Annotated in this window: 17 protein-coding genes; 12 read left to right on the plus strand and 5 right to left on the minus strand. The window is 49.6% G+C overall.

Annotation, left to right across the window (positions count from 1 at the left end; genetic code table 11):
* The first annotated feature begins 659 nt into the window (after positions 1–659).
* From FP815_15000 to FP815_15055, 12 genes are all read left to right on the plus strand, one after another.
* Positions 660–2,033, plus strand: a complete 1,374-nt coding sequence (locus FP815_15000) for a response regulator (GenBank protein ID MBA3016237.1) — start codon at positions 660–662, stop codon at positions 2,031–2,033.
* A gap of 25 nt (positions 2,034–2,058) precedes the next feature.
* On the plus strand, positions 2,059–3,708 hold the full coding sequence (locus FP815_15005) for a response regulator (GenBank protein MBA3016238.1): 1,650 nt from the start codon (positions 2,059–2,061) through the stop codon (positions 3,706–3,708).
* Positions 3,709–3,798: 90 nt separating this feature from the next.
* The gene (locus tag FP815_15010) at positions 3,799–5,349 is read left to right on the plus strand and encodes a SpoIIE family protein phosphatase (protein ID MBA3016239.1); all 1,551 of its coding nucleotides are present in this window, start codon (positions 3,799–3,801) and stop codon (positions 5,347–5,349) included.
* A gap of 19 nt (positions 5,350–5,368) precedes the next feature.
* Entirely contained in the window at positions 5,369–5,737 is a 369-nt protein-coding gene (locus FP815_15015; protein ID MBA3016240.1) for an STAS domain-containing protein, read from the plus strand.
* A 43-nt stretch (positions 5,738–5,780) separates the two neighbouring features.
* Positions 5,781–8,963 carry a response regulator gene (locus tag FP815_15020; protein ID MBA3016241.1) on the plus strand — a complete coding sequence of 1,061 codons (3,183 nt, stop codon included), beginning with the start codon at positions 5,781–5,783 and terminating at the stop codon, positions 8,961–8,963.
* A 95-nt stretch (positions 8,964–9,058) separates the two neighbouring features.
* Entirely contained in the window at positions 9,059–10,783 is a 1,725-nt protein-coding gene (locus tag FP815_15025; protein MBA3016242.1) for a methyl-accepting chemotaxis protein, read from the plus strand.
* A 240-nt stretch (positions 10,784–11,023) separates the two neighbouring features.
* Positions 11,024–11,476: a chemotaxis protein CheW gene (locus FP815_15030; protein MBA3016243.1), complete on the plus strand. Its 453-nt coding sequence runs from the start codon at positions 11,024–11,026 to the stop codon at positions 11,474–11,476.
* Between the two features lie 141 nt (positions 11,477–11,617).
* The gene (locus FP815_15035; GenBank protein MBA3016244.1) at positions 11,618–13,648 is read left to right on the plus strand and encodes a methyl-accepting chemotaxis protein; all 2,031 of its coding nucleotides are present in this window, start codon (positions 11,618–11,620) and stop codon (positions 13,646–13,648) included.
* 195 nt (positions 13,649–13,843) lie between these two features.
* Positions 13,844–14,935 (plus strand): chemotaxis response regulator protein-glutamate methylesterase, encoded by a 1,092-nt coding sequence (locus tag FP815_15040; GenBank protein ID MBA3016245.1) that lies wholly within the window; start codon positions 13,844–13,846, stop codon positions 14,933–14,935.
* Positions 14,936–15,095: 160 nt separating this feature from the next.
* Positions 15,096–16,361, plus strand: a complete 1,266-nt coding sequence (locus FP815_15045) for a methyltransferase domain-containing protein (GenBank protein ID MBA3016246.1) — start codon at positions 15,096–15,098, stop codon at positions 16,359–16,361.
* Positions 16,354–20,349, plus strand: coding sequence for a PAS domain S-box protein (locus tag FP815_15050; protein MBA3016247.1), 3,996 nt, complete (start codon positions 16,354–16,356; stop codon positions 20,347–20,349). The genes FP815_15045 and FP815_15050 overlap by 8 nt, the downstream gene beginning before the upstream one ends.
* A gap of 340 nt (positions 20,350–20,689) precedes the next feature.
* Positions 20,690–21,463 (plus strand): TerC family protein, encoded by a 774-nt coding sequence (locus FP815_15055; protein ID MBA3016248.1) that lies wholly within the window; start codon positions 20,690–20,692, stop codon positions 21,461–21,463.
* Here FP815_15055 and FP815_15060 read toward each other — a convergent pair.
* From FP815_15060 to FP815_15080, 5 genes are read right to left on the minus strand one after another with little or no spacing between them, the layout of a single operon-like run.
* The gene (locus tag FP815_15060) at positions 21,399–22,259 is read right to left on the minus strand and encodes a M48 family metallopeptidase (protein ID MBA3016249.1); all 861 of its coding nucleotides are present in this window, start codon (positions 22,257–22,259) and stop codon (positions 21,399–21,401) included. The genes FP815_15055 and FP815_15060 overlap by 65 nt on opposite strands.
* A 35-nt stretch (positions 22,260–22,294) precedes the next feature.
* Positions 22,295–22,699 (minus strand): CBS domain-containing protein, encoded by a 405-nt coding sequence (locus FP815_15065; protein MBA3016250.1) that lies wholly within the window; start codon positions 22,697–22,699, stop codon positions 22,295–22,297.
* 29 nt (positions 22,700–22,728) lie between these two features.
* A complete protein-coding gene (locus FP815_15070) occupies positions 22,729–23,076 on the minus strand; it encodes a P-II family nitrogen regulator (GenBank protein ID MBA3016251.1) in 348 nt (115 codons plus the stop codon).
* Between the two features lie 16 nt (positions 23,077–23,092).
* Positions 23,093–23,860, minus strand: a complete 768-nt coding sequence (locus FP815_15075; GenBank protein ID MBA3016252.1) for a DUF1538 domain-containing protein — start codon at positions 23,858–23,860, stop codon at positions 23,093–23,095.
* A gap of 16 nt (positions 23,861–23,876) precedes the next feature.
* The gene (locus tag FP815_15080) at positions 23,877–24,611 is read right to left on the minus strand and encodes a DUF1538 domain-containing protein (GenBank protein ID MBA3016253.1); all 735 of its coding nucleotides are present in this window, start codon (positions 24,609–24,611) and stop codon (positions 23,877–23,879) included.
* Positions 24,612–24,822 lie beyond the last annotated feature (211 nt).

Here is a 24,822-nt window from a genome sequence, read left to right on the forward strand (position 1 = left end):
TCGGCTCGGCGTAGTATTTTTCTGGTTTTGCAGATGGTGTTTGTTGCCGAGTTTCGACGTTAGACTAAAGAGGTCCTTATTGTCAAGGCGCATGACCTTGTCAACAAGGATGGTGTCGCAAAAAGTCCGATCTACTGCGTCCCCGTCCAACACCAGCGGGGATTGAACTGAATTGCGTGGCGGTTTTGCTCGTTCGGCATACCATATGTATAGCCTCACTCACAAAAGACACCCCGCGTCTTGTATGTCGCACCTTTTGCTTAGCCATCCCCGGACTTTTTGCGAGATTGTCAACAATAGGAGTGGAGCGTGTGGATCAGGAATTTTAAAAGTCGATGCTATTTGTGTTACAATGTAGGCGGTCGTCTTGATTTGGTTTCAGGTTATGGTGTGGATTGTCCCTCCCTGCTGGACTTGTCTCATTGTCGTCATTAGCAAAGATCTCTTACGAGGTTGGGGCGTGATTTTTTTTAAAAAAATTGAACGTAATTTTTCTTGCGCTGCTATAATAAGCCTTTAGTTAAATTAAAGGTAACTGGGATTTCCCCTCATTGGATAACGCTAAATTTTAACGGTTGATGGTAATAGGTGTAATAATTTTTTGGAAATAAAAGGGAGAAAATGGATTTCCATATTAAGCATTCTTGCAAGGAGATTTTATGAAATTAGACTGGGATATGACTATTCTAGTAGTGGATGATACTGGTTTCATGCGCAAAATTATTGCAGATATTTTGCAAAAAATTGGCTTCAAAAACATTGTTGTAGCGGTAGATGGATTGGATGCCATTGAAAAGTTAAAAGAGCATCGGGTTGGTCTGATCCGCTCTGACTGGAACATCCCTAATATGGATGGGCTGGCGTTACTTAAGCATGTCCGACAGGATGAGCAGAATAAAGATGTGCTTTTCATCATGGCAACTGCCCAGGCTGACAAGACGAATATCTCGATTGCTATGGAGGCGGGCGCTAATTCCCATATCGCCAAGCCTTTTGATGAAGGGCAGATAAAACTGAAGATTGACGAGATCTTCGGGATCACGACCGAAACGGCCACAATTCAATCTCAACCTCGGGTGGTGGCTGGCAAGGTCAAAATGAAGATTGGTCATATCCAGATTACCGATCACTTGGCGCTTGGTGTTTTAAATCATCAAATTAATACCGGAGAGGTCACGCCAAAGTATTTTGAGCTTGAGTCTCTCTGTATGGCGGGTTGGAACCCGGTCCAGGATACGCTGGAGAATGGACAGGTTGATGGCGCCTTTGTGCTGGCGCCAATCGCCATGGATCTCTTTGGGTTTGGGGTGGATATTCGCCTGATCCTGCTGGCTCATAAAAACGGTAGTATCTTTGTCCGTTCGCGCAATACCCCATTCTTGGATTATGCCTCTGAGGCCGAATTTTATAAGTATAAGGCTGTTAATATCCCGCACAAGATGTCGATCCATCATCTGCTGGCCCATCAATACTTAAGCGGCTTGGGTCTTAAGCCTGGGGTGCCGGGCGCCGGCAAGGCAATCAATGTTCGCTTCGAGGTGGCGCCTCCCATTCAGATGCCTGCGATCATGAAGGAAAATGATGAAGTGGGGGGATTTATTGTTGCCGAGCCGATTGGCTCAAGCGCGATCAAGGCCGGCATCGCTGATCTGCAATTTATCTCCTCGTCGCTCTGGCCCGAGCATCCCTGCTGTGTAGTGGCCATGCGCAATGAGTTTATTCAACAATATCCTGATGCGGTCCATGAATTTACCGCCTTGCTCATGCAGGCAGGGAAATATGCCGAGCAAAATAAGGCTATAGCGGCAGAAATCGCGGTGCCGTTTCTTGATCCGCACAAGACGCTTGGTCTGCAGCAAGCGGTAATCCAAAAAGTTTTGGAAGATCCTCAGGGGATCACGATGCGCGATCTGTATCCGGTGCTTGAGGATCTCGATAAGATTCAGCGGTATATGTTCGACAGTATGGGGGTCGGCAAGATCATCGATCTGGAAAAACTGGTTGACTTGAAATTTGCCCGCGCGGCGGGGTGATCATGATTTCCTGTAATCGAAAAAAATGACGCGGACGACTGCGGTCAATAGTCGGTATGCCTTGGAAGAAGTTCTTGCCAATTTGGACAGTCGCGACCTGATCAAGGCTCGAATTGTTCTGGGACATTTTTCGCATCTTGAGGAGGGGGCGCAACGTCGGATTCTTTTTGAATTGAACAGACGTGACGATCAGATGTGTTTGGCTATGCTGGTGTATCTCATCTCGACAAATCAGCAGGCCCGTGAGAAGTATTCGGATATCGCGGAAAGCATTCTGGCCAAGGTTCTGGATGAGCCCCAAGACCTCTTGAGTCTTTTGACCTCCTGCCGTGGTGTGGAGATGTGCTACTGTATTGAGCTTGTCGGTAAAATTCGCTTACGCGAGGCAGTGCCGGAACTCATTCAACTGTTGGCGAGCCACTCCGACCCAGTTATTCTCAAGGCGGCTATTGTAGCTCTCGGCGTCATCGGCAGTCCTGACGCGGTAAATGCCATCACCGGAATCATCTTGTCAGGTAGTGATTCTTTGATTTTGCCTGCGATTCAGGCCTTAGGCCAGATAGCTTCACCAACCGCCATGCAACGCCTGGTGGAATGTCTTGGCACAGACGAGGCCATCGACATGATCATTTTGGATATTTTTGCCGCTATTCAGGATGACGTGGCCCTTGAGATTCTCAACAAGACTCTTCAGTCACGCTCCGCTGTTTTGCGGAATTACAGTAAGAGTAAATTGATCGCCATTGGCAACAAGGCTGTGCCGATTTTGATTGCCAATCTTGCCTCGCCCGACTCGGATTTGCAGATTCACTCCTTAAACGCGTTGTTGGAAATTGGTGATGATAGTGCAGTCATGCCTATCCGTAAGCTGATCACCACTCAACCTCATAACGCCAATGTCAGATTTGCCGCCTTTGAGGCCTTGGCCAATCTGCCGGTGCGCAAAGGCGATTACATCTGGGCCAGCGGACTTCTTGACTCGGAAAGCAATATCCGGTTAGCCGCAGCCAAGGCTATCGAAAGAACTCTTGACGATGTTCTCTCCGCTGGTATCAGGAATATGGTACGAAATCAGGACCAGGAGGCAGTTCAGGTCGTGAGGGCCGTCTTGGATAGTCAGTCGAAGAACATCGTCCTTAACCTCATTCGTCACGAGATTGGTGTCGATCTGGTTATCGACTACCTTACCTCCCAAGCTCATCAGGATATCAGGGCGTTTTTTTTCCAGGTCCTGTTGGAGGCTGGCTATGCCGATTTGGCTCAAGTTGTCATCGACTCTCAAAAGCAACAAGGTGTCAAAGAGAGCATCAAGGTTTGTGCTGTCGATGATTCGCGGATGATCCTCAGTGTCTACCGCAGTGTCTTGAATGAGTTGGGCTATGAGTCGGAGTTGTTTACCAATCCAGAGGTAGCCCTTGACTGGCTCAAGATAAATCAGGTCGGATTTGTCTGCACGGATCTTAATATGCCGGAGATGACCGGGATCGATCTGACCCGAGCGTTACGAAAAATATTTAACAAAGAGCAGTTGCCGATCATCATGGTCACCACCCAGAATGATCGGCAGGAGCATGGAGAGGCGATTGCGGCGGGCGTTAATTGTATTGCAGCCAAGCCGTTTGATGCCAAAAGCTTGCAGGCGGCAATAGCGACTATTCATCATGTTTCGCCGTAGAGCTATCGATTTGTCTCTAGTCTCAAGGGGGTAATTTCTCTCCTGGGCATTATTGAAGTTCTCAAGTGAATTGAGATTCTGGAATAAAAAATGCGCAATAATTATACGATATTGATCATTGATGATGTCAGTTTAAACGTCCTGCTGTTGAAAGGGATATTGGAAGAGATAGGGTTGTCCGTTCTTTCGGCCATGAATGGGCCAGACGGCCGCCGGATTGCCGAAGCCGAGCAGCCGGATCTTATTTTACTTGATATCATGATGCCTGGCGAAGACGGGTTTGAAACCTGCAATAAGCTGAAGGCCAATGCCGCGACAATTGACATCCCGATAATCTTTATTTCAGCTCTTGACGATCAGGCGAGTGTCGTTAAAGGACTCTCTATTGGCGGCTGGGACTATATCTGCAAGCCATTCAACATGGCTGAGGTCCAGGCCCGGGTCAAAAACTATCTTCGGTTGCAGTCTGCTTATAAAATGGTGATTGAAGAGCAGTCCAAACGCCTGCGGCAGATCTTTGATGCCCAGCAGGCCATTTTAGTCTCTCCTGATGCTGTTTCCGATGCCCAATTTGGGGTTTACTATCTGCCGGTGAATGAAGCTGGGGGAGATTTTTATGATGTCATGCAAATCAGTGATGATCTGTTCGGTTATTTTGTTTCCGACATCAGTGGCCATGACCTTGGCACCTCATTTGCCACTTCAGCATTAAAAGCTCTGATCAGGCAAAATTCATCCCAGCTCTATTCTACTTCCGAAACGATTCGGATCATTAATAAGATTCTCCTTACGCTCTTTACTGACGGACAGCATCTTACCGCGGTCTATGGCATTCTTGACAAGAAAAACATGACCTTCAGTCTGGTCAATGCCGCCCATCCTCCAATCCTCTATCTGCCGGTGGCCGGCGATCCTGTTTGGTTGCCGGCTAATAGTGATGTCATTGGTGTCTTTCAAGATGCGGTTTTTGAAACGCAGGTCATTAGTGTCCGGGAGGGGGATCGATTGATGTTATATACCGATGGTTTGATCGAAACCTTCTCCGGAAGGGCGATGAGCCGGGAGGAAGGGTATCAGTTGCTTGAGGCTGCCGGTAGCGCCACTACGGACTGTCCTTGCCAGGAGGCGGTGAATGATGTTGTCAGGACCATGTTTGCTGATGGCCGGAAGGCAGAGGATGATGTCCTCCTGCTTGGGATTGATATCAGCGTGTTTCGGACTCAAGTGACAAAAACAGGCTTTACGGTCATTTTGCCCGCGACTTTTAAGGCAATCGACTCGGTTGCAGAGAAAGTACAGAAATATCTCAATGCTCATGAGCTCTGTGAATCTGCCTTTGGAATTGTGTTAGGGTGTCGGGAGGCTTTGACCAATGCCGTTCGTCATGGCTCGCAGGGTGACCCCAACAAGAGGGTGACCTTTGAGCTTGCCCGGCGAGAAGCGTTGATAGTGATACAGGTTACAGACCAAGGACCGGGTTTTCACTGGCAGCAAGCATTGCACCGGGCGGCAAATATTTCTGACGAGGGTGGGCGTGGTTTTGCCATATTGCATCAATATTTTGATACAGTTGAGTTTAATCCCTCTGGGAATAAAATTGTGTTGTCGGTAAAGGGGGCTGGTCAGCCCGCTCGCTACTAGACGAACTGTCGTAGGGTAAATGGCCGATGGTTCAGTGTGCGCCATCGCCTTTCATATCATAGACGAAGACGAAAAAGAGGATTATGCCATGAGTGAAATTGTACAAGACGGTGGTTCTGTCACTATCAAACCCGGCAGTGATATTGTCGCCTCTGGGGTAGACAAACTGAAAAAGGAACTGAAAGGGGTTGTGGAAGGTGGTCTTTCCTCGTTGATAATTGATATGTCCGAAGTCAGGATGCTTGATTCTATGGGAATCGGCTTGTTGATTGCCACCTACAACTCTTTGAAGAAGAATGGGACGCCGATGGAGTTGATCCATGTCTCCGCTGATATTGCTACATTGCTCAAGAATATGCGGTTGAATCAGTACTTCAACATCTCCTGAGCCGTTTTCTTATGAAAAATGTAATCAAGGAGGTACGCGCGGTATGACTGCAATAGTCGAAGATGAAACCTTGCAGATGTATATCGAGGAATCGAAAGAGCATCTAGACACCATTGAAAGCGACTTGCTGGCGATTGAGCAGCAAGGCGAAAATATAGATGAGGCCTTGGTCAACAAGGTGTTTCGGGCCGCCCACTCCATCAAGGGCGGGGCAGGTTTCCTTGGTCTTAATACCATCAAGGAGCTTGCTCATAAGATTGAGAACGTGCTGGATATGATCCGTAATTACCAGATGGTTCCAATCCCTGATGTGGTCAATATCATTTTGGTGGCCTTTGATTTTCTGGGTGAATTGTTGAATGATGCGGTTCATAGTGGTGACAAGGATATCTCGTCACATGTCGAGGCCTTGCAGGCTCTGGCCACGGCCAATCTCAATGCTGAAGAGAAAAGATTGGCGACTCAGACCGAGGAGATTCTGGCAGATGATCTTTTGACCACATTTACTCTGACTGATTTTGATCTGAATCAGGCTCGTCGTGGTGGAAAAAATGTCTATATCCTCAAGTTTGATTTGATCCGGGACGTGCAGCGTAAGAATCAGACACCCTTCGCTCTGATGATGCAGCTGGATAGTCTGGGGTTGGTTTTGGATTTAAAGATTGGCATTGCCTCGGTTGGTGATCTGGATTCGGCTGAAATCTCTTCCGCTATTCCGATGTATGTCCTCTATGCCTCTGCTATTGAAGAAGATCTGATCGGCACAGTGCTTGATTTGGATAAAGAAGATATCCGCTTGATTTCCATAGTTGAAAGGGCGGAGTCAAATGGGCAGGGAGAACCGGAGTTACATGATGCCGTTGACTCCATGGAGGTCTCGATGGGTGAGCCGCCTGAACAGAAAGAGGTAGATCATCAACTGCAGGAAGAGATTAGGCCGGAAAAAAGAGCTGTTGTCCAGGAGAGTGATAGTCAGTTCGGTAAGAAGCCGCTCAGTACTAAGGTCAAATCTGCGGAAAGCGGGGCCGATTCGCTTCGGGTCAGCGTCGGGGTGCTCGACCAGTTGATGAACCGGGCAGGCGAGTTGGTGCTGGCCAGGAATCAACTCCTGCAGGCCCTCTCCCAGGGAGATCGGCAAAGTGTTAAGGTGGCAGGTCAGAGGATCAGCCTGGTCACCTCGGAGCTGCAGGAAACCATCATGCTGACCAGGATGCAGCCGGTGGGCAATATTTTTAATAAATTTCCACGGTTGGTACGTGATTTGGCCAGGAGCCTGGGCAAGGAGATGGAACTTTCCCTGGAAGGCAACGAAGTGGAGATGGATAAGACCATTATTGAAGGATTGGGTGATCCTCTGACCCATCTGGTGCGTAACTCTGCCGATCACGGCATTGAGATGCCGGATCACCGCAAGGACCATGGTAAGTCTATCAGCGGTCGTATTGTCTTGCGTGCGTTTCATGAGTCGGGCCAGGTTATTATTGAGATTGAAGACGATGGCAAGGGTCTTGATACTGACAAGCTGGCCGCCAAGGCCCTTGAAAAAGGCATCATTAACGAGCAGCAGCTTGATGCCATGACCGATGCAGAAAAGATGAACCTGATCATGCTGCCCGGGTTTTCCACCGCCGAGAAGGTTACCGACGTCTCTGGCCGCGGGGTGGGTATGGATGTGGTCAAGACCAATCTGGACAAACTGGGTGGTCAGGTTGAAATTCAATCCCAAGTCGGCAAAGGCACCGTGGTCCGCATCAAGCTGCCCCTGACGCTTGCCATTATTCCCAGCCTCTTGGTGTCGAGCTGCGGCCAGAGGTTTGCTTTGCCCCAGGTCAATGTCGGCGAACTCTTGCGCATCCCGGCCAATCAGATCCGTGAAAAGATCGATAAGGTAGGCGGAGCGGATGTCCTTACCCTGCGCGGTGAGTTGATTCCGTTACTTCAGTTAAACAATGTGCTTGGCTTGCAACAAACCTACTTTGATGCAAAGTTGGGTGTCATTCGTGAAGACCGGCGGCAGCGCTTGATTGACGATCGCCTCATCAATCAGGAGGGGGAGAGTGTCTCCCCTTCGCCGGTAGCTAAGGAGGAACATTCAGTAGGTCTTGAGATGCCTGAGCGGCGGGGCAGCCGGTCAAGCGATATCTGTATCGTCGTTTTGCAGACTGGCGCCTTCAAGTATGGCATGGTGGTGAACGAGGTCCACGACACTATTGAAATTGTAGTCAAGCCCTTAGGGCGACACTTGAAAAACTGCGACGTCTATGCCGGCGCCACTATCATGGGTGATGGCCGGGTCTCCTTGATTCTGGATGTGGCAGGCCTTGCCCGTCATGCCGATTTGCGCTCGCTCTCCGATGCCGAGAAAAAGGCCCATCAAGAACTTAAGGGCGCAAGCGAGGAATCGACCAGACAGTCGCTCCTGCTCTTCAGGAATGGCGCTGAAGAGCATTGCGCAGTCCCCTTACGCTTAGTCTTGCGTGTGGAGCAGATCAAGACCTCCGATATCGAGATCAAGGGCGGCAAAAAGGTTATTCAGTACCGGGGCGGCAGCCTGCCGGTGTTTGCCTTGGAAGAGGTGGCGAGCGTTGAGATGCTGGAAGAGTCCGACAAGCTGGCGGTGCTTTTGTTTGTGATTGGCGGCCATGAGGTAGGATTGTTGGCGGTACCGCCGCTTGATGTCATAGAAGTAGACCTGGTGGTTGATGAATCAACTCTGCGCCAGACCGGCATCAGCGGTTCTGCTATCATTCAGGGCAAGACCACGCTGCTCGTTAATATCTTTGAGGTGATTTATGCCTTGAAGCCTGACTGGCAGCAGCATGACACGACTATCACCAACTCGGCAGGGGGAGCGGCTGCTTCGTCAATTCTTCTGGTTGAGGACTCTCAGTTTTTCCGTTCTCAGGTAAAACATTTTATTGAAGATGCGGGGTACCGGGTCATTGAGGCGGAAGATGGGGTCGAGGCCTGGGCGATTCTGGAAAAGCGTGCGACTGAAATCGGCTTGGTTATCACCGATATTGAGATGCCCAACATGAACGGTTTTGAACTGACTTTTAAGATCAAAAACGATCCACGCTTCAGCCATCTTGAGGTAATCGCTCTGACTTCGCTGGCTGGGGAGGAGGATGTGGCCAAGGGCAAAAAGGTCGGCATCGACGAGTATCAGGTGAAGTTGGACCGTGATAATCTGATTCAGAGTGTCGCGGCCCGGATGCCACGGTGAATGAAGGGAGGATGTGCTTTGCTTGTCTACCGAATCTTATATAAACCATAGAGAAGAAGTTCTCTTGAAAATAGAAACGGTTTGCCGGGGCCTCCATGTCTTCGGCAGCAATTAACAGTTTGCGATTCAAACAAAATGGGAGAATGGTTATGCAATGGTTCGATGATATGAAAATAGGCAAGAAACTTATTTCCAGTTTTATTTTGATGGCCCTTATCGCTGGTGGTATCGGGTGGGTCGGTGTCGTCAATATTCGCCATATTGATGATCAAGACACATTCTTGTATGAGAAGACGACTGTCCCGATAGCACTGTTGGTGACGATTTCGACCAATTTTCATCGGATTCGGGTTAATCTTCGGGATATGTTGCTGACCGAGGACCAGGCGGAAAGACAAGAGTTTAGTCAACGTATCGATGAGTTGACCAAAGCTTTAGGAAAGGCAGAGCAGGAGTATGAGAAGACCTTTATTAACGACGATGATCGCAGGATTTTTCAGGAACTGGTGGACAAGCGGGCGGTCTATGTGCCGATCAGGGATAAAGTGATCGAGATGATCCTGGCCGGGAATAAGGATGGCGCCCAAGCTCTGATGGCAGGGGATGCGATGAAGGCGTCTAATGCCGTGCAGGAACTCATTGACAAGATTACCGACCTAAATATTCAAGCCGCCAAGGATACCGCAGCCAATAATACAGTTGTAGCCAACAAGGCGGTGACGCTGATGCTCTCCCTGGCAGTTGCCGGTGCACTTGTCGCGATTTTTCTTGGATTTTTCATTTCCCGTTCCATTGCCATTCCTTTGCGTAAGGGGGTTGATTTTACCACCAGTGTGGCGAACGGTGACCTCTCACAGACTTTGGCCCTGAACCGGCAAGACGAAGTCGGCGAACTGGCCGCTGCCATGAATGCTATGGTAGGGAAACTTAAAGGTCTTATTGGTAATATCGGCGATGGAGTAAAGACCCTCTCTTCTTCTGCCACCGAGATGGCAGCCATCTCCACCCAGATGACCAACGGTTCCAACACCACGGTGGCTAAGTCCAACGCCGTGGCAGCGGCAGCTGAAGAGATGACCTCCAATATGCACTCGGTGGCAGCCTCCATGGAGCAGGCCTCGACTAACGTCAACACCGTGGCCTCGGCAGCCGAAGAGATGAGCGCCAACATCAACAATGTCTCTAACAATGTCACTGAGGCCAAGAGTTCGGCCAACAGCGCCGTCACCTTGACTAAACGGGCGGCGGATCAGATCAACAACTTAGGCCAGGCAGCAGAGGCCATTGGCTTGGTCACTGAGACCATCAAGGCCATCTCCGACAAGACTAATCTCCTGGCCTTGAACGCCACCATCGAAGCAGCCCGGGCCGGCGAGGCAGGCAAAGGATTTGCGGTCGTGGCCAATGAGATCAAAGAGCTGGCTCAGCAGACAGCTGACGCCACCGGCGATATCAGCCAGAAGTTGAACGGTATCCAGAAAGCCACCGGCACCACGGTGACCGAGATCAACGAGGTGGTGAATGCCATCAATCAAGTTGACAGTCTGATTAACTCCATTACCGCTGCTATCAGTCAGCAGAATGTCGCTACCCGCGATATTTCTGAAAACATCAACCAGACGGCGCAGGGTTTGAGTGAGATTAACACCAATGTCACCCAGACCAGCCAAGCGGCTGGCCAGGTATCAAAAGAGATTGCCGATGTCAATGAATCGGCCAATGAGATCAGCAACTCCAGCTCTCAGGTCCAGCAGAGCGCGAGCGAGTTGAGCAAGCTCTCCGAGCAACTGCAGGGCATGGTTAATCAGTTTAAAGTGTAAGGTGGGTGTTCTGGTAACTCTCAGCTTACACTTTTAAAGGGACGCCCTCCCTGGTTCCTTTGGGCTCTGCTTGGAGAACGAGAGCGGTGCTTGTGCATTGCTCCCTGAACAGAGTCGATTAATATAAGGGCGGTCCTTGAGTGGAACCTGATTTGCAAAGGCGGTGCTGAGCGGAGCCGATTTGTAAGGGTGGTCCCTGAGCGGAGCCGAAGGGCGGCAATCAACACATGGGAGAAGGGTATGCTTGAACAAGAGGCTTCTTCAATAAGCCAAGATGAAAACGTTCAGATTTCAACATTTTATTTAAATGATACCCTCTGTGGTATCGACATTGATCTGGTCCAGGAAATTAATGGTGATCTTGCCTTTACTCCGGTGCCGCTCGCCGATGACTTTGTGCTGGGGATTATGAATTTGCGAGGACAGATTGTTACCGTGATCGATCAAGGCATGAAGATCGGTTTTCCTCCATTTAAGAAAACCGGTGAGAGCCGGGTCATTATTGTGCGTTCTGGCAACGAGCATATTGGGGTCGTAGTCGACAAGGTGAAAGAGGTCGTCACTGTCTCCAGAAAGACCATCTCCAAACCGCCGTCCAATATCAAAGGCTCTCAGGGGAAGTTTTTCAAAGGGGTGATCCAGACTGAAAAGCATGAACTCCTGGCTTTGCTTGATATCGACGAAATCTTGTGAGGTTTAAGTTGTCGTGTTTTGGTCTGTTAGGAACATGAGGACAGAGAAGGCAAGGGATCTCCATTTCGTAATCACTGCTAGTTTTGTTAGTTAACTAGCTATAATCTAAAGACCAAAATATCCTACTTAAGGAACAACTACGTGAAAATTTTTGTTAAACTGACCGGATCATTTATTATTGTTGCTCTTATTACAGCTCTTGTCGGCATTATTGGCTGGATAGGAATCAACTCCACCCAGAAGAACCTTATTGAGGTGGCCGAGGTCCGAATGCCTGCCATTCAAGGCCTTGGCTGGATGATGGAGGCCATGAATGCCATTAAGTCGGCGGAAAGGACTATGCTCATGTCTTCAATTACCAACAAGGACCGGCAGCATGAAGTCAATAATCTCGTCAAGCGCTGGCAGTTGTTTAACGATGGACGCGACCTTTACGAGCCACTACCCAAAAGCAAGGAAGAAGCCGAATTATGGGCAAAGGTGTCTGACCTGACCCGCCAATGGCACACGGAACACGCCAAGCTAGTGGTCAAGGTAAAGACTGTACGCCTTGATGATATTGAAACCATGGAAGCAATATTGGTACAACGCCTGCTGGACCATATTCTTTGGGTTAACGCTCTAGAAGTTGCAATCGCCAGCGGCATACCGTTTACCGGCCAGCTTGATCCCACCAAATGCGGCTTTGGCAAATGGCAATTCGCCTTCACTTCCGATAGCCCTGAGTTCAATGCTATTATTTCCGAGATGACCCCCGATCACCAGAAGCTGCACGGCCATGGCCACACGATCAATGACTTGTTGTCCCAAGGCAAAACTGATCAAGCCCACGTCATCTTCAGTCAGGAGGTAAAACCGACTCTCGCTGCCATCCGCGCACATTTTGATACCGCATTAAAACATGTCCGGGGTGAAATCATCTTACTTGATGAGGCAAGAGAAATAGGGTTCGGCAGTGAGCGATTGGTATTCAGCCAATTAGACAAAGCTTTAGATGATGTTGTTGAGCACAACACCAAAGTTGCCGCTAAGAGTAAGACTATGGCGATTACAACTTCCGCCCGCAGTAAGTTTACCTCCCTTTGTGCCATAGGACTGGGAACACTTATCGCTATCGTCTTCGGGGTCTTGCTGTCGCGCAGCATCTCGGTACCCTTGGCCAAGGGGGTTGCCATGCTAGAGGATATTGGACAAGGAATTTTGACCGGCAGGTTGAGGATGAATCGTGCTGACGAAATCGGTCAGATGGCCAATGCCATTGACCAGGTGGCAGACAAGCTCAGCGCCATGATTAAGGGTATCAGCGACGGCGTCAGGACCTTAACCTCATCGTCGACGGAGATGGCCGCCATCGCGAGTCAAATGACTTCTGGCGCTTCGATCACGGTGGCCAAGGCCAATTCAGTGGCAGCGGCAGCCGAAGAGATGACTTCCAACATGCATTCGGTGGCTGCCTCTATGGAGCAGGCTTCGACCAATGTCAGTACGGTGGCGGCTGCGGCTGAAGAGATGAGCGTCAACATCAACAATGTTGTAAATAATGCCAACGAGGCCAAAAACTCAGCCAGCGCCGCAGTTGATCTGACTCAGAGAGCGGCGAATCAGATTAATGATTTAGGTCAGGCGGCTGAGGCCATTGGCCTGGTGACCGAGACCATCAAGGCTATATCTGATAAGACTAACCTCTTGGCCTTAAACGCCACCATTGAAGCGGCCCGGGCCGGGGCAGCAGGTAAGGGGTTTGCGGTAGTTGCCAACGAGATCAAAGAATTGGCTCAGCAGACCGCAGATGCCACCGGCGACATCAGCCAGAAGCTGAATGGTATCCAGAAGGCAACCGGCGTCACTGTTGCCGATATTAACCAGGTGGTGGCTTCAATCAACCTCGTTGACGGCCTGATCAACTCAATTTCTACAGCTATCAGCCAGCAGAATATCGCTACCGGTGATATTTCCGAAAATATCAACCAAACTGCACAAGGCATAAGCGAAATTAACATCAATGTCACCCAGACCAGTCAGGCAGCGGGCCAGGTGGCCCAAGAGATTGCCGATGTCAATGAGTCTGCCAATGAGATCAGTAACTCCAGTTCGCAGGTCCAGCAAAACGCCAACGAGTTGAGTAAACTCTCTGAGCAGTTGCAGGGCATGGTTAACCAATTTACAGTATGAGGAGGCTGTTAATAATTCTCAGGTGACGTTTGAATCTGGGTCGAAGTGTTTGCCGTTCGAGGTGAGACGATGAGGTGAGAATAGTTGGATCCAGGAAAGAAGATGAGTTTCTTATTATAAGAGCCTGGCAGAGGTGGTGTGTAAGCAATGCCGGGTACGACAATCGCTGAGCATCAGCAAAATAAGGATTTTTAAATGCCCATTAAAGTGTTGGTCGTGGATGATACGATTTTTTATCGAACAGTTGTTTGCGATATCTTAAAGACCTTCCCCAATGTCGAGGTCGTAGGGTCGGCCAATAACGGGGCCATTGCCCTGTCCCGCATTAAAACTTTAAAGCCTGACCTGATCACCTTAGATGTTGAGATGCCGGTGATGAACGGATTGCAACTGATGGTCGCCATTAACGAGCAGGGGTTGGATGTGGATTGCTTGATGTTAAGTTCAAAGACGGAAAAAGGCAGCGCCATTACCATGCAGGCTCTGACCCTGGGGGCCTTTGATTTTATTACCAAGCCTGATGCATCTACTCCAGCAGATAATATCAGGGAACTTACTACGCATCTGCGGAAATTTATCTCTATCTTTGAGCAGCGCCTTATCTTGAAAAGGAAGATGGGGACTAAGGGCATGGTCAAGAAGTCTGGCGCTGCGCTTGCGGCCTTGCAGACTAAGGAGATATTAGCCGTTTCGACGCGAGCGGCCAATCGGACAGAAAAATCACAGGCCGTGGCCATCGGTATTTCAACCGGGGGGCCAAATGCCTTGAATATCCTGCTGCCCAAGCTACCAGCACATATTGGTGTTCCAATTTTTCTGGTTCAACACATGCCGCCGATGTTTACCGCGTCCCTGGCAAAATGTCTTGATGATAAGTGTCAACTCAAGGTCAAAGAGGCGGAAAATGGTGAAACGGTTGTGGCTAATACGGTCTATATCGCCCCAGGCGGGAAACAGATGAAAGTGGCCAGCAGCGTGGGCTTGGACAAAATTATCCGCATCACCGATGATCCTCCTGAGAACAATTGCAAACCTGCGGTTGATTACCTTTTTCGCTCAGCAGCGCGGGAATACGGGTCAAAATTGACCTGCGTGGTTATGACCGGGATGGGTTCAGACGGCCAGATCGGCATGACGGTGGCCAAGGCCTCCGGGGCGCTGACCATTGCCCAGGACGAGGCCTCGTGTGTGGTCTATGGCATGCCGAAGGCAGTTATTGATGCCGGAGTGGCAGATGTCGTCGCCCCGCTTGATTCCATTGATCGAGCTATCATCAGAACCTTATAAAGGTGGCGTTCACAGGGGCATTGTAGTCGTTCACCAGGGGCACCGAAACTACAGAGGTAACCCCGGAACTGTAAACGTTCACAGTGCTGCTGAATGTTTACGGGGCCTTGAGCAATGAGTAGAGCAGGCGTTTGAACAACATATAATTTATGGGATTGAGATGAAATCAATCAGTGCCGAAGAAACACAGTTCATCTCTAAACTGGTCTTTGATGTCTCAGGCCTGCATTTAGACAAGGATAAGGGCTATCTCTTGGAAACCAGGCTTAGCCCGTTACTAAGTTTGCATGGCTATCCTTCCTTTATGCAATTATACGCTCAAGCTAAGGCAGACAAATCCGGCAAGTTAGTGCATGAGATTGTCGAGGCGATGACCACCAATGAGACTTTTTTCTTCCGGGATACTACCCCTTTTGACCTGATGCGCAACAAGATCATCCCTGATCTTATTGATCGGCGAAAGAAAGTGTTCCAGTCCGGCAAGATACCTATCAGGGTCTGGAGTGCGGCCTGTTCTACTGGCCAGGAAGTCTACAGCATTGCCATGACCTTGATTGAAATGTTTGGCGATCTGTCCAGGTACGACATCTATATCCTGGGCACTGATATCGCTAACAAGGTTATTGCCCAGGCAAGTTACGGGAAGTACAATCAGTTTGAGATGGATCGGGGGCTGCCTCTGCATTATCGGAAAAGATTTTTTTCGCAAGTTGGCACGGATTGGCGAATCAGAGATGAGGTGAGGAGTCTAGCCCAGTTTAAGTTAATGAATTTAATGAAACCATTTGCCGATTTGGGTGGAAAATTCGATCTGATATTTTGCCGCAACGTGGCAATTTATTTCAACCAGTCAGATAAGGTCAGGCTTTTTCAAAAAATCGCCCGGGTCTTGCAGCCGGATGGTGCTCTGGTCATCGGTGGCTCGGAAACCTTGACTGGGATTGCCCCGGATTTTGAGTCCCGCAGTTACCTGAAGGGGATTTTTCATCAATTACGCGGTCAGACAGCAGCAACACCCCTTCATGTCATGCCTTCGTTGCCAACGCGGCCCACTGCCCCACCAGTCAAAGTCAACCCCGCAAAGCCTCATGTCCCTGCCTCATATCCTGTCAGTCCCAAGGCGCCAGAATCAAGGCCTGTTGGCCTCTCAGAGCCTAGGGACTATGCCCCCCTTGCCAAAACTGAGACCACAATAACGAGCCATTCTGCTGGCGCTGAACTGGAGCCAGCGGCGCGTAAAGAGACAACACCGCCTATTCCTCACCCGGCGCAACTAGTTCCATCCAAAACAAAAACCTCACTGCTTGCGGCCCTCTCCTCGGCAGGTAAGAGACCTTCCTCCTCTCTTAGGCCTGTGAGCCAGGGTTCGACAAAAACCTCTTTGCTCGAACAACTAAAAAGGAAGAATAAGAAAAGCAATGAGTGAGATGTTATGGGATCGATTTAAGCGCAGTTATTCGGCCTACTCCTATTGGCTGTTGGTAATTTACAGTTTAGGCATCATCTTGTCTTTGGGCCTGGCTTTTCGCCTGGAGCAGACGGTGGTGGGTCGGAATTTGTTACTTGCTGCCAAGCTTGAACGGATAGGTGGAGAAATCTTGAGCGTTCAGCTGAGGTTTGATGAGTTCTTGGACGGTGATCACGGGGATATGCAACCGGACGTGCATCAATCGATGTGGCAGCATCTTGACCGTGCCCAGAAAGATATCCTTATCATGTCGGGTGGTTTCGGTAAAACAGGGACACAAAATACTTCTGATGCTGGCGCTACAGGTTGGCAACAACTGTTCGTTGAGTTGCAGACAAGGATGACGGCTTGGCGTCAGGTTATAACCCAACTGACCAAAATTGTTCATGGTAGTGATGTCGACCATCAGCTTCACGCACAGATTCACAAACTGTCTTGGGGGGTTAATGAGCAGCTTTCCGAGCTAAAGAGCTACCAGCAAACCTTAGCCGCTGCTCAAATATGGCAGCTGCGTATAGTTCAGAACGTTCTGCTTGCTATTAGTCTGGGGCTTATTGTTTTTGTGGTGGTGAGTTACCGGCGATTGATCGGTGCTCAACTTATTGAGACGCAGACCTCACAAGCGCAGCTCCAGCGGCGTATGGCCGAGATGGTCACCTTGAATGCCCTTGGCCGGCTGTCTAATCTTAAAACGAGTCCTCAACTTTTTGCCACTAACGCCTTACACGAAATTACCACCCTAGTTTCTTCTGATGTCGCAGCTATATATTTGCGGTACGACGAGGCGCTCTCTCTTCTTGCCATGCACCATTTTCATATCATTGAGCAGGAAGTAATGATGCCCGAGTATAAAGCCGTTGGTCAGTGTCTCTGTGGTCTCGCAGCAGAAGGCCAATTGGTCTATTCTGACGATATTCATGCTGATGCCCGGTGTACTTTGTCGGAATGTAAGGATGCCGGCCTGCACTCCTTTGCTGCCTTACCCTTGGTTTCAGGGGATAGAGTCATTGGCGTTCTTGGGCTGGGCTTTAAGGAAAAACAAGATCTTGCCTCCCAGCTGGTGCTGCTCAAGTCCGTCGCCGACCAGCTTGCCTCCGGGCTGCAGAGTCGTATATTAGATGATTTAAGCCAGCGGCAATCAAAAAAAATGGAGGAGCAGATCAAACTGCTCTCCCTGGGGGCTGAAGTTAATGCCGCTTTGACTCGGAATGTGGCTTTCAGAGAGATGCTTGATGCCTGCTGTTCCTTGCTGGTCGCTCATTTGGGTGCGGCGTTTGCCCGAATTTGGGTCATGCGGGCCGATGAGGGTATGCTGGAGTTGCAGGCCAGCGCCGGAATGTATACCAGAATTGATGGGGCTTCCCGATTCAAGCCGGTTGATTCCAAAAATAAGATAGGTGCAATAGCTTGTGCCAAACAACCCTATTTCTCGAATCAACTGATCGGTGATCCGCAAATTGTTGATCAGGACTGGGTCAAACGGGAAAAGATGGTGGCCTTTGCCGGCCATCCTTTGATGCTAGCAGGCAAGGTGATCGGCGTGATGGCCCTTTTCTCTCAGCACCCTCTCTCCTCAATGATTCTCAGAACACTGGGGTCGATTGCAGATTCAATCTCCTTGGCCATTGACAATAAACAGGCTGTGTGTCGTTTGGAAAGCAGCCATGAGCAGTATCGGGATCTGATCGAAAATATCAGCGATTGGATTTGGATTGTGGATGACAAGGGGACGTTGATATTTTCCAGCCCCCAAGTCGGTCAATTGTTGGGTTATGAAGCCGATGAAATTATTGGCAGGACCTTGTTTTCTTTGTTGGATGAGTCAGAGGTGGAGAAGGTCCGCGAAATTTTTGACGATATTATTGCCAGCAAGCAACCGTTTCTTGGTCTTGAATGTGTTGTTCGGCATCATGAGGGCCACGGAATTATCGTGGAAACCAGTGGTTCTCCCATATTTGACGAGCACGGGGATTTAACAGGGTACCGGGGAATTAATCGCGATATCACCGTCAAAAAAGCAATCGAGAATGAGATGCTGGAGCAGAAGAGAGTGCTTGAGGCGATGTTTAATGCCGTGCCTGACGCGATGATTTATGCCAATTTTGAGCATCTTACCCAGATGACTAATGATGGCTTTTTAAAACTTTTTGGTTATACCAATAAAGAGATGCAGGGCCGGGATATCAGTCTGATCTATGATCATGTTGATGAATTAAGCCAGCAAGGCATCATCCCCTTTGTCCCTCCTGGTCAGCAGCCCTCGTCTCCTGCAGAAATTAATTTCAAAAGAAAGGACGGTGTGGTCTTTCCCGGCGAGGTGGTAAGCGCCACCATCAGAAATATCGACGGTGAAGCTGCTGGATTTCTCTATCTTGTTCGGGATATCACTCAGAGAAAACAGGCTGAAGAGCACCAGCATCATATTCAAAAGATGGAAGCATTAGGCACATTGTCCGGTGGCATTGCTCACGATTTTAACAACCTGTTAAATGTCATTCATGGTTATACCTCCCTCACCCTCGGTGATCTTGACCAAGAGGGCCTGTTGGCACAGAACCTTCAAGAAGTGCTTAAAGCCTCCGAGCGGGCAGCAGCCTTGGTCCGGCAGATTCTGGCCTTTAGCAAGGGGGTAGAGGAAGGAATGAAACCGCTGTTTTTACATCATATCACTAAAGAGGTAGTTAAGCTTTTAGCTGGTACTTTTCCTGTCACCATAGAAATTAAGCAGAGTATTGACACTAAGTGCCGACCGGTTATGGCCGATGCCAGCCAGATCCATCAGGTGCTTATGAATCTTTGCACTAATTCTTACCATGCCATGCGTGATACGGGTGGTGTCTTGGAGGTCAGGCTCAGTGAAGAAGAGATTGGTCAGGATACGATTCCAGAGGTCCCTGCTGGTGTCTATGCAACACTCGTGGTGGCTGATACTGGTCATGGAATTGAGCAAGAAGTGATGAGTCGAATTTTTGAGCCCTATTTTACTACCAAAAAAATGGGGGAAGGGACGGGCCTTGGGCTTGCCACGGTACATGGCATTGTCAAAAGTCATGGCGGTTACATTGCCGTTGACAGTGAGATTGGAACGGGCAGTACTTTTACAATCTATTTACCTATTAGTAATCAAGTGGTAGCGGCAGGCTCTCGAGGAGAGGTTAAACCAATGAAGATTACCGAGCCAATTAAGGCCAATATTTTGTTTGTTGATGATATTGATCTTAATATTAAACTGGGGGTGCGACTTCTTTCTAAAATTGGATGCCAGGTCACTGGAGAGATAGATAGCGAGAGTGCCCTGGCTCTTTTTGCTGCCGATCCAATGCGATTTGATCTGGTGGTTACTGATCAGACTATGCCAAAATTGTCCGGAATTGAGTTGGCTGAAAAAATGATAGCGATTCGTCCGGATATTCCAGTAATTATGTTGACTGGACATAGCGATAGTGTTGATGAGGAGAAGGCAAAGGCGGTCGGGATTCGTGAGTTTATACATAAACCGCTGGTGAACGATAATTTTTTATTGATTGTCAGTAGAATGCTGCGGAAAACCGATCAGGAATTGCCCTCAGTTGCACCGCCAACAGTTGAGCAGTTTAATAGGCGCAGTACGGATATGGCACGGGCGCCGGCAAGTCTTGGTTTCATCACGGCGCATCTGGTTTCCACGTATGGGGTGAGCGCTGAGCAACTCGACCCTATGGTGAGCGGTCTGCAAGAGACATTACGAACACAAGTCGATCAAATGAAAATTGCTGCGAGGAGTAGTGATTTGAAGACGTTAGCCCTGGTTGCCCACGGCATCAAAGGAGTCCTTTTGAATGTCGGTCTGACCGCATGGGCCGAACTGGCTAGATCCATTGAAACCGATGCCAAGAGCGATGAACAGAAACAGTATGATGGCATTGTTGACCAATTAATCATGGGTCTTTCTCCGATACTTAATTGATCAGCTCGTCCTTGGTCTCTCCTTAGAGTGGCCGTTGATTCATCCTCTGATAAATATCTTGACAGGTTGGTCAACCGTTTTTTATAGTCTTTTTCCTATAGGTGAGAGTCACGATCGACCACCTGTTAGGCCTCGACCCCAGCTCCTCATGCCGGTTGAGAGCCTTGGGCCAGGGGCGAGAAATTTGCGCTTAAGACCTTTATCCAGGCTACTATGCCGGGGGGTAAAGGTTTTTTTTTGTCTTTGGCCAAGGCTGCCTTTGCAGATAATTGGAGGCAGTCGCTTTCGGCATGAGAAGATAGTTTTCACTAACTGTAGTGAACCAAAAGGAGAGAACAGCATGGATTGGTTGACTGACCCGCAGGTCTGGATGGCTTTGGTGACCCTGACCGCCCTGGAGATCGTCCTCGGCATTGATAATATCATTTTTATCTCAATTCAGGCGGGCAAACTGCCCGCTGAAGAGCAAGAGAAGGCCAGGTTGATTGGTCTCGGGTTGGCGATGTTTGTCCGGGTGGCCCTGCTGTTCTCACTCTCCTGGCTGATGGGGCTTACCAAGCCGTTGTTTACTCTGCTCGCTAATGAGATCTCCGGGCGTGACCTGATCCTGCTTTCAGGGGGGATGTTTCTGCTGTGGAAGAGTACCATGGAAATCCATGAGAAGCTTGAGGGGGAAAATGGTCAGGTGTCGTTTGGTAAAGTAGGAGTGACTTTTTCTTCGGTTATCGTTCAGATCCTCCTGTTGGATATCGTCTTTTCTCTTGATTCCATCATTACGGCCTTGGGGATGGCCAACCAGCTCAGTGTCATGGTTGCCGCAGTCGTTATCGCTGTTTTTTTCATGATGCTCTTTGCGGGGAAAATCAGCGTCTTTGTCGAAAAACATCCGACCATCAAGATGCTGGCGTTGAGCTTTTTACTGTTAATTGGTGTGGCGCTGATTGGAGATGGACTCGATATGCATATCCCCAAGGGGTACATCTATTTCGCCATGGCCTTCTCGGTGATGGTTGAGATGCTTAATCTGCGCATGCGTGGCGGCACACCGGTCAAACTCCATCAACCCTATTTGGAAAATTCAAGCACAGAAGCCCACAGCGGGGGGGAAAGGTAACGGTGCTAAATGCCCAGAGATTTTTTCGTTGAGGGGGTGTCCGGCCAATTGCTGTTTTTTGTTGGGTGAGTTGGGCTTGTAAGCGATCTGCCCTTGCGCCCGGAGCAGGGTGGCTTGAGAGGAAACTGTGGTTGTTGCCCAAGGTGGCAAGCTTGCGCAAGGCGGAAATGGCTGCTGCTGGTTGGTGTCCAGTCTGTGCAAGAAAGGAGAGTCCGTAATCGTCAGCTTCCCGTTCCTCTTGTTGCGAGAATTGAGCGTTCAGCAGTTTTTCTGCAAAACCACCGATCTGAGAACGGGCGATGACGCCAAACTCATTATTGATAGCGGCGGCGCCTTTACGCACGGCTTGGGCTGCGTAGGCTATTCTTAGTTTTTTTCGGACATGGTCTTTTGTTACATGGCCAATCTCGTGGCCAATAACAAAGAGCAGTTCCCCATCATTCATCATCTCCATCAGTCCGCTGTAGATCCGGATCGTGCCGTCAGCCATAGCAAAGGCATTGACCTCCGGATTAACGTATACCTTGAAGTCGAATTCAAGACCTTCCTGTTGAACGTGTTGGCCAGTGAGCTTTTTCAGTCGCTGGGAGTGCTTCGTTTGACTGGTAGCAATGGTGTTGGCGCTGTCGGAAAACTGCGCAGTTTGCGCTGCCAGTTTTTTTACCTCTTCATCAGATAATGTTGCGGCCTTAAAGGCATCTATTCCGGCCTCAGTGGCCAGCATTACGTCGACATCTTCGCAGCCGCTGGTCAACAGGGACAAGCATGTTATCGCCAGTAGCAGTAATCGTTTCATTTTATTTGATATGCAGGGGACTGTCTGTTCAGGGACTAAAAGAAATCGTTGTCAAGAATCAGTGAGGAGAGCGAGATCATGCCGACAATCTTTCCTTCCTCTTCAACCGGGGCCTGCCGGATGCCGGCCCGGTAAATCAGGCGGGCCACATATCGGATATCCATGTCCGCCGGCACGGTGATTATCGGTTTGGTCATGATTTCATAGACATTCACCTCGCTGGGAGAGCGGTCCGGAATGATCACCCCTTTCACAAAGTCCTGAACGACCACAATCCCCCAAGCATCATCGGTATGCCGTTTTTTGATCAGCAGAGATGAGATTTTTTCAGCGCGCATCTTGGCGGCAGCTTCCCTTGCTGTGGCCATGCCGTCAATGGAGATAACGTTTTTGTGCATCACGTCTCGTGCCCGGATGATTTTTGTGCTGACAGTTCCCATAATATTCTTCCTCTAGAAAATGTGGCTTATTAAAAGTAACTTTCCCTGACTTCTTCTTTAAATTTTTCCATCTGGCTTTCAAGGCCTACCACATGTTCGACAGGGAGTACAAAGGCGATGCCGGTGCCGGGTTTGTGGAATTGCCCCGCCTCTCTGATCGTGTCGAGGACTTTTGTTACCAGATGTTCTTCGAGAAGAAACATAATGATATCGGTCTGTGCCTCCAGTGAGAGGCCAAAAAAGGTCTTCGCCTCTCTAATACCGGTACCCCTGGCCGGTATGATTGTTGCCCCTGTGGCTCCAGCTCCTTTAGCCGCATCAACAATACTATCTGTGATGTCAGGCTTGACTGAGGATAGGATGAGTTTAAAGCGCATTTCTTTTCTCCGTGGATTATTTTTTTCGTTGACTGAGCCAGTGCATCAGTTGGGCGTAGCCCATGACGGTTATGATTGGACAAAGACTGGCAAAGGCAATAAGGCCAAAGCCGTCGAGGGCGGGATTTCGTCCTGGAACAGTGGCGGACAACCCTAGGCCAAGAGCAGCTACCAAGGGGACCGTGACTGTTGAGGTGGTGACTCCACCTGAATCGTAGGCTAAGGGGATGATGCTTTTGGGGGCAAAGAGGGTCTGGAAAATGACAATCATATAGCCGACCAGGATGTAGAGATAGAGTGGGGTGCCGGTGACAATTCGAAAAGTGCCTAAGCTGATGCCAAAGGCGACTCCAACTGCCACGGTGATTCTTAAACCCCACTGGCTGATGGTCCCGGCAGAAACTTCGTTTGCTTTAAAGGCTACAGCAATGAGAGAGGGTTCGGCGATGGTGGTGGCAAAGCCGATCATGGCGGCAAAGAGGTAGATCCAGCCGTATGCCTTCCAGTCGGCTTCTAAAACAATGGTGTTTGCGCCATAGATAAAGGCGGGATCGGAGAGTTGGGCTGCCATGATCTTGCCGAGTGGGAAAAGCGCCTTTTCGAGTCCTGCCAGAAACAGCGCCAGGCCGAGGACAACATATACTCCACCGACAACAAGACGGCGCAGATGGGGGATGGGTTGGCGCAATACCAGAAGCTGAAACCCGGTGATCAGAACGATGATCGGCAGCACATCCCTGCAGGTGGCAAGCAGTATTATGCTGAAATCTTGTATGAATTCCACAGCAAGAGCCTCTTTTTTAGCCGAAAATTATGAGTCCGTACCCCATGACGAAGATCATCGGGAGCAGAGACGCGAAGGCGATCAGGCCAAAGCCGTCCAACAGAGGGCTCCGTCCGCGAATGGTTGAAGCCAGCCCTACTCCCAGCGCTGCCACCAGTGGTACGGTGATGGTGGAGGTGGTGACTCCGCCGGCATCGTAAGCGATGCCGATGATCTCTTGCGGGGCAATGGTGGTCATCAGCATGACGAGAGCATAACCGCTGATGATCAAATAATGAATGGGCCAGCCGCGAATGATCCGCATCACACCGAGGAGGATGGCCAGCCCTACCGAAAAGGCGACTGACATGCGAAGGCCAAAGGCGTACTGGTTCATTGTCTCCTGGCCTGGATCGATAAGCCCGCCCTCGCTGGCAATTTTTGCTGCTTCGGCAGCGACAGCGATGAGGGCTGGCTCGGCGACAGTGGTTGAGAACCCGAGGGCAAAGGCGAAGCTGAGGAGCCAGAAGAGGCTGCCCTTTCTGGCCAGGGCGTGGGCCATTGCCTCACCGATGGGAAAGAGACCCATCTCAAGCCCTTGGACAAAGAGGGTAAGGCCGAGCACTACCAGAAGGGCGCCAAAAAGCACTTCGCCCATTTGCGGCAGCGGTTGTTTCAAGACGATAATCTGAAAAAAGGCGATAACCAGGACAATGGGCAGCAGATCCGCGCAGGCCTGCTTGAGTTTATTGAAAATGAAGGAGGTAATCATTGCTTCCTGTTGCTGTTACGGACGATTAGGAGCCACTCGATAATGCTCATTCCCTTGTTGTTTTGTGCTTCTCCAGGGCTTGCACTGTTGTTTGCGCTTTGAATAAAAAGTAATCAGCACCAAGCGTACTTAATTTTGTAAATTTTCTCATCTTTTTTTGAGTGAATCGTTCACCAGAAGCGTTTAACGTTCGGGTTTCACCGGACTGTAA

It is taken from the genome of Desulfobulbaceae bacterium (genome assembly GCA_013792005.1).
Classification (GTDB): Bacteria; Desulfobacterota; Desulfobulbia; order Desulfobulbales; family VMSU01; genus VMSU01.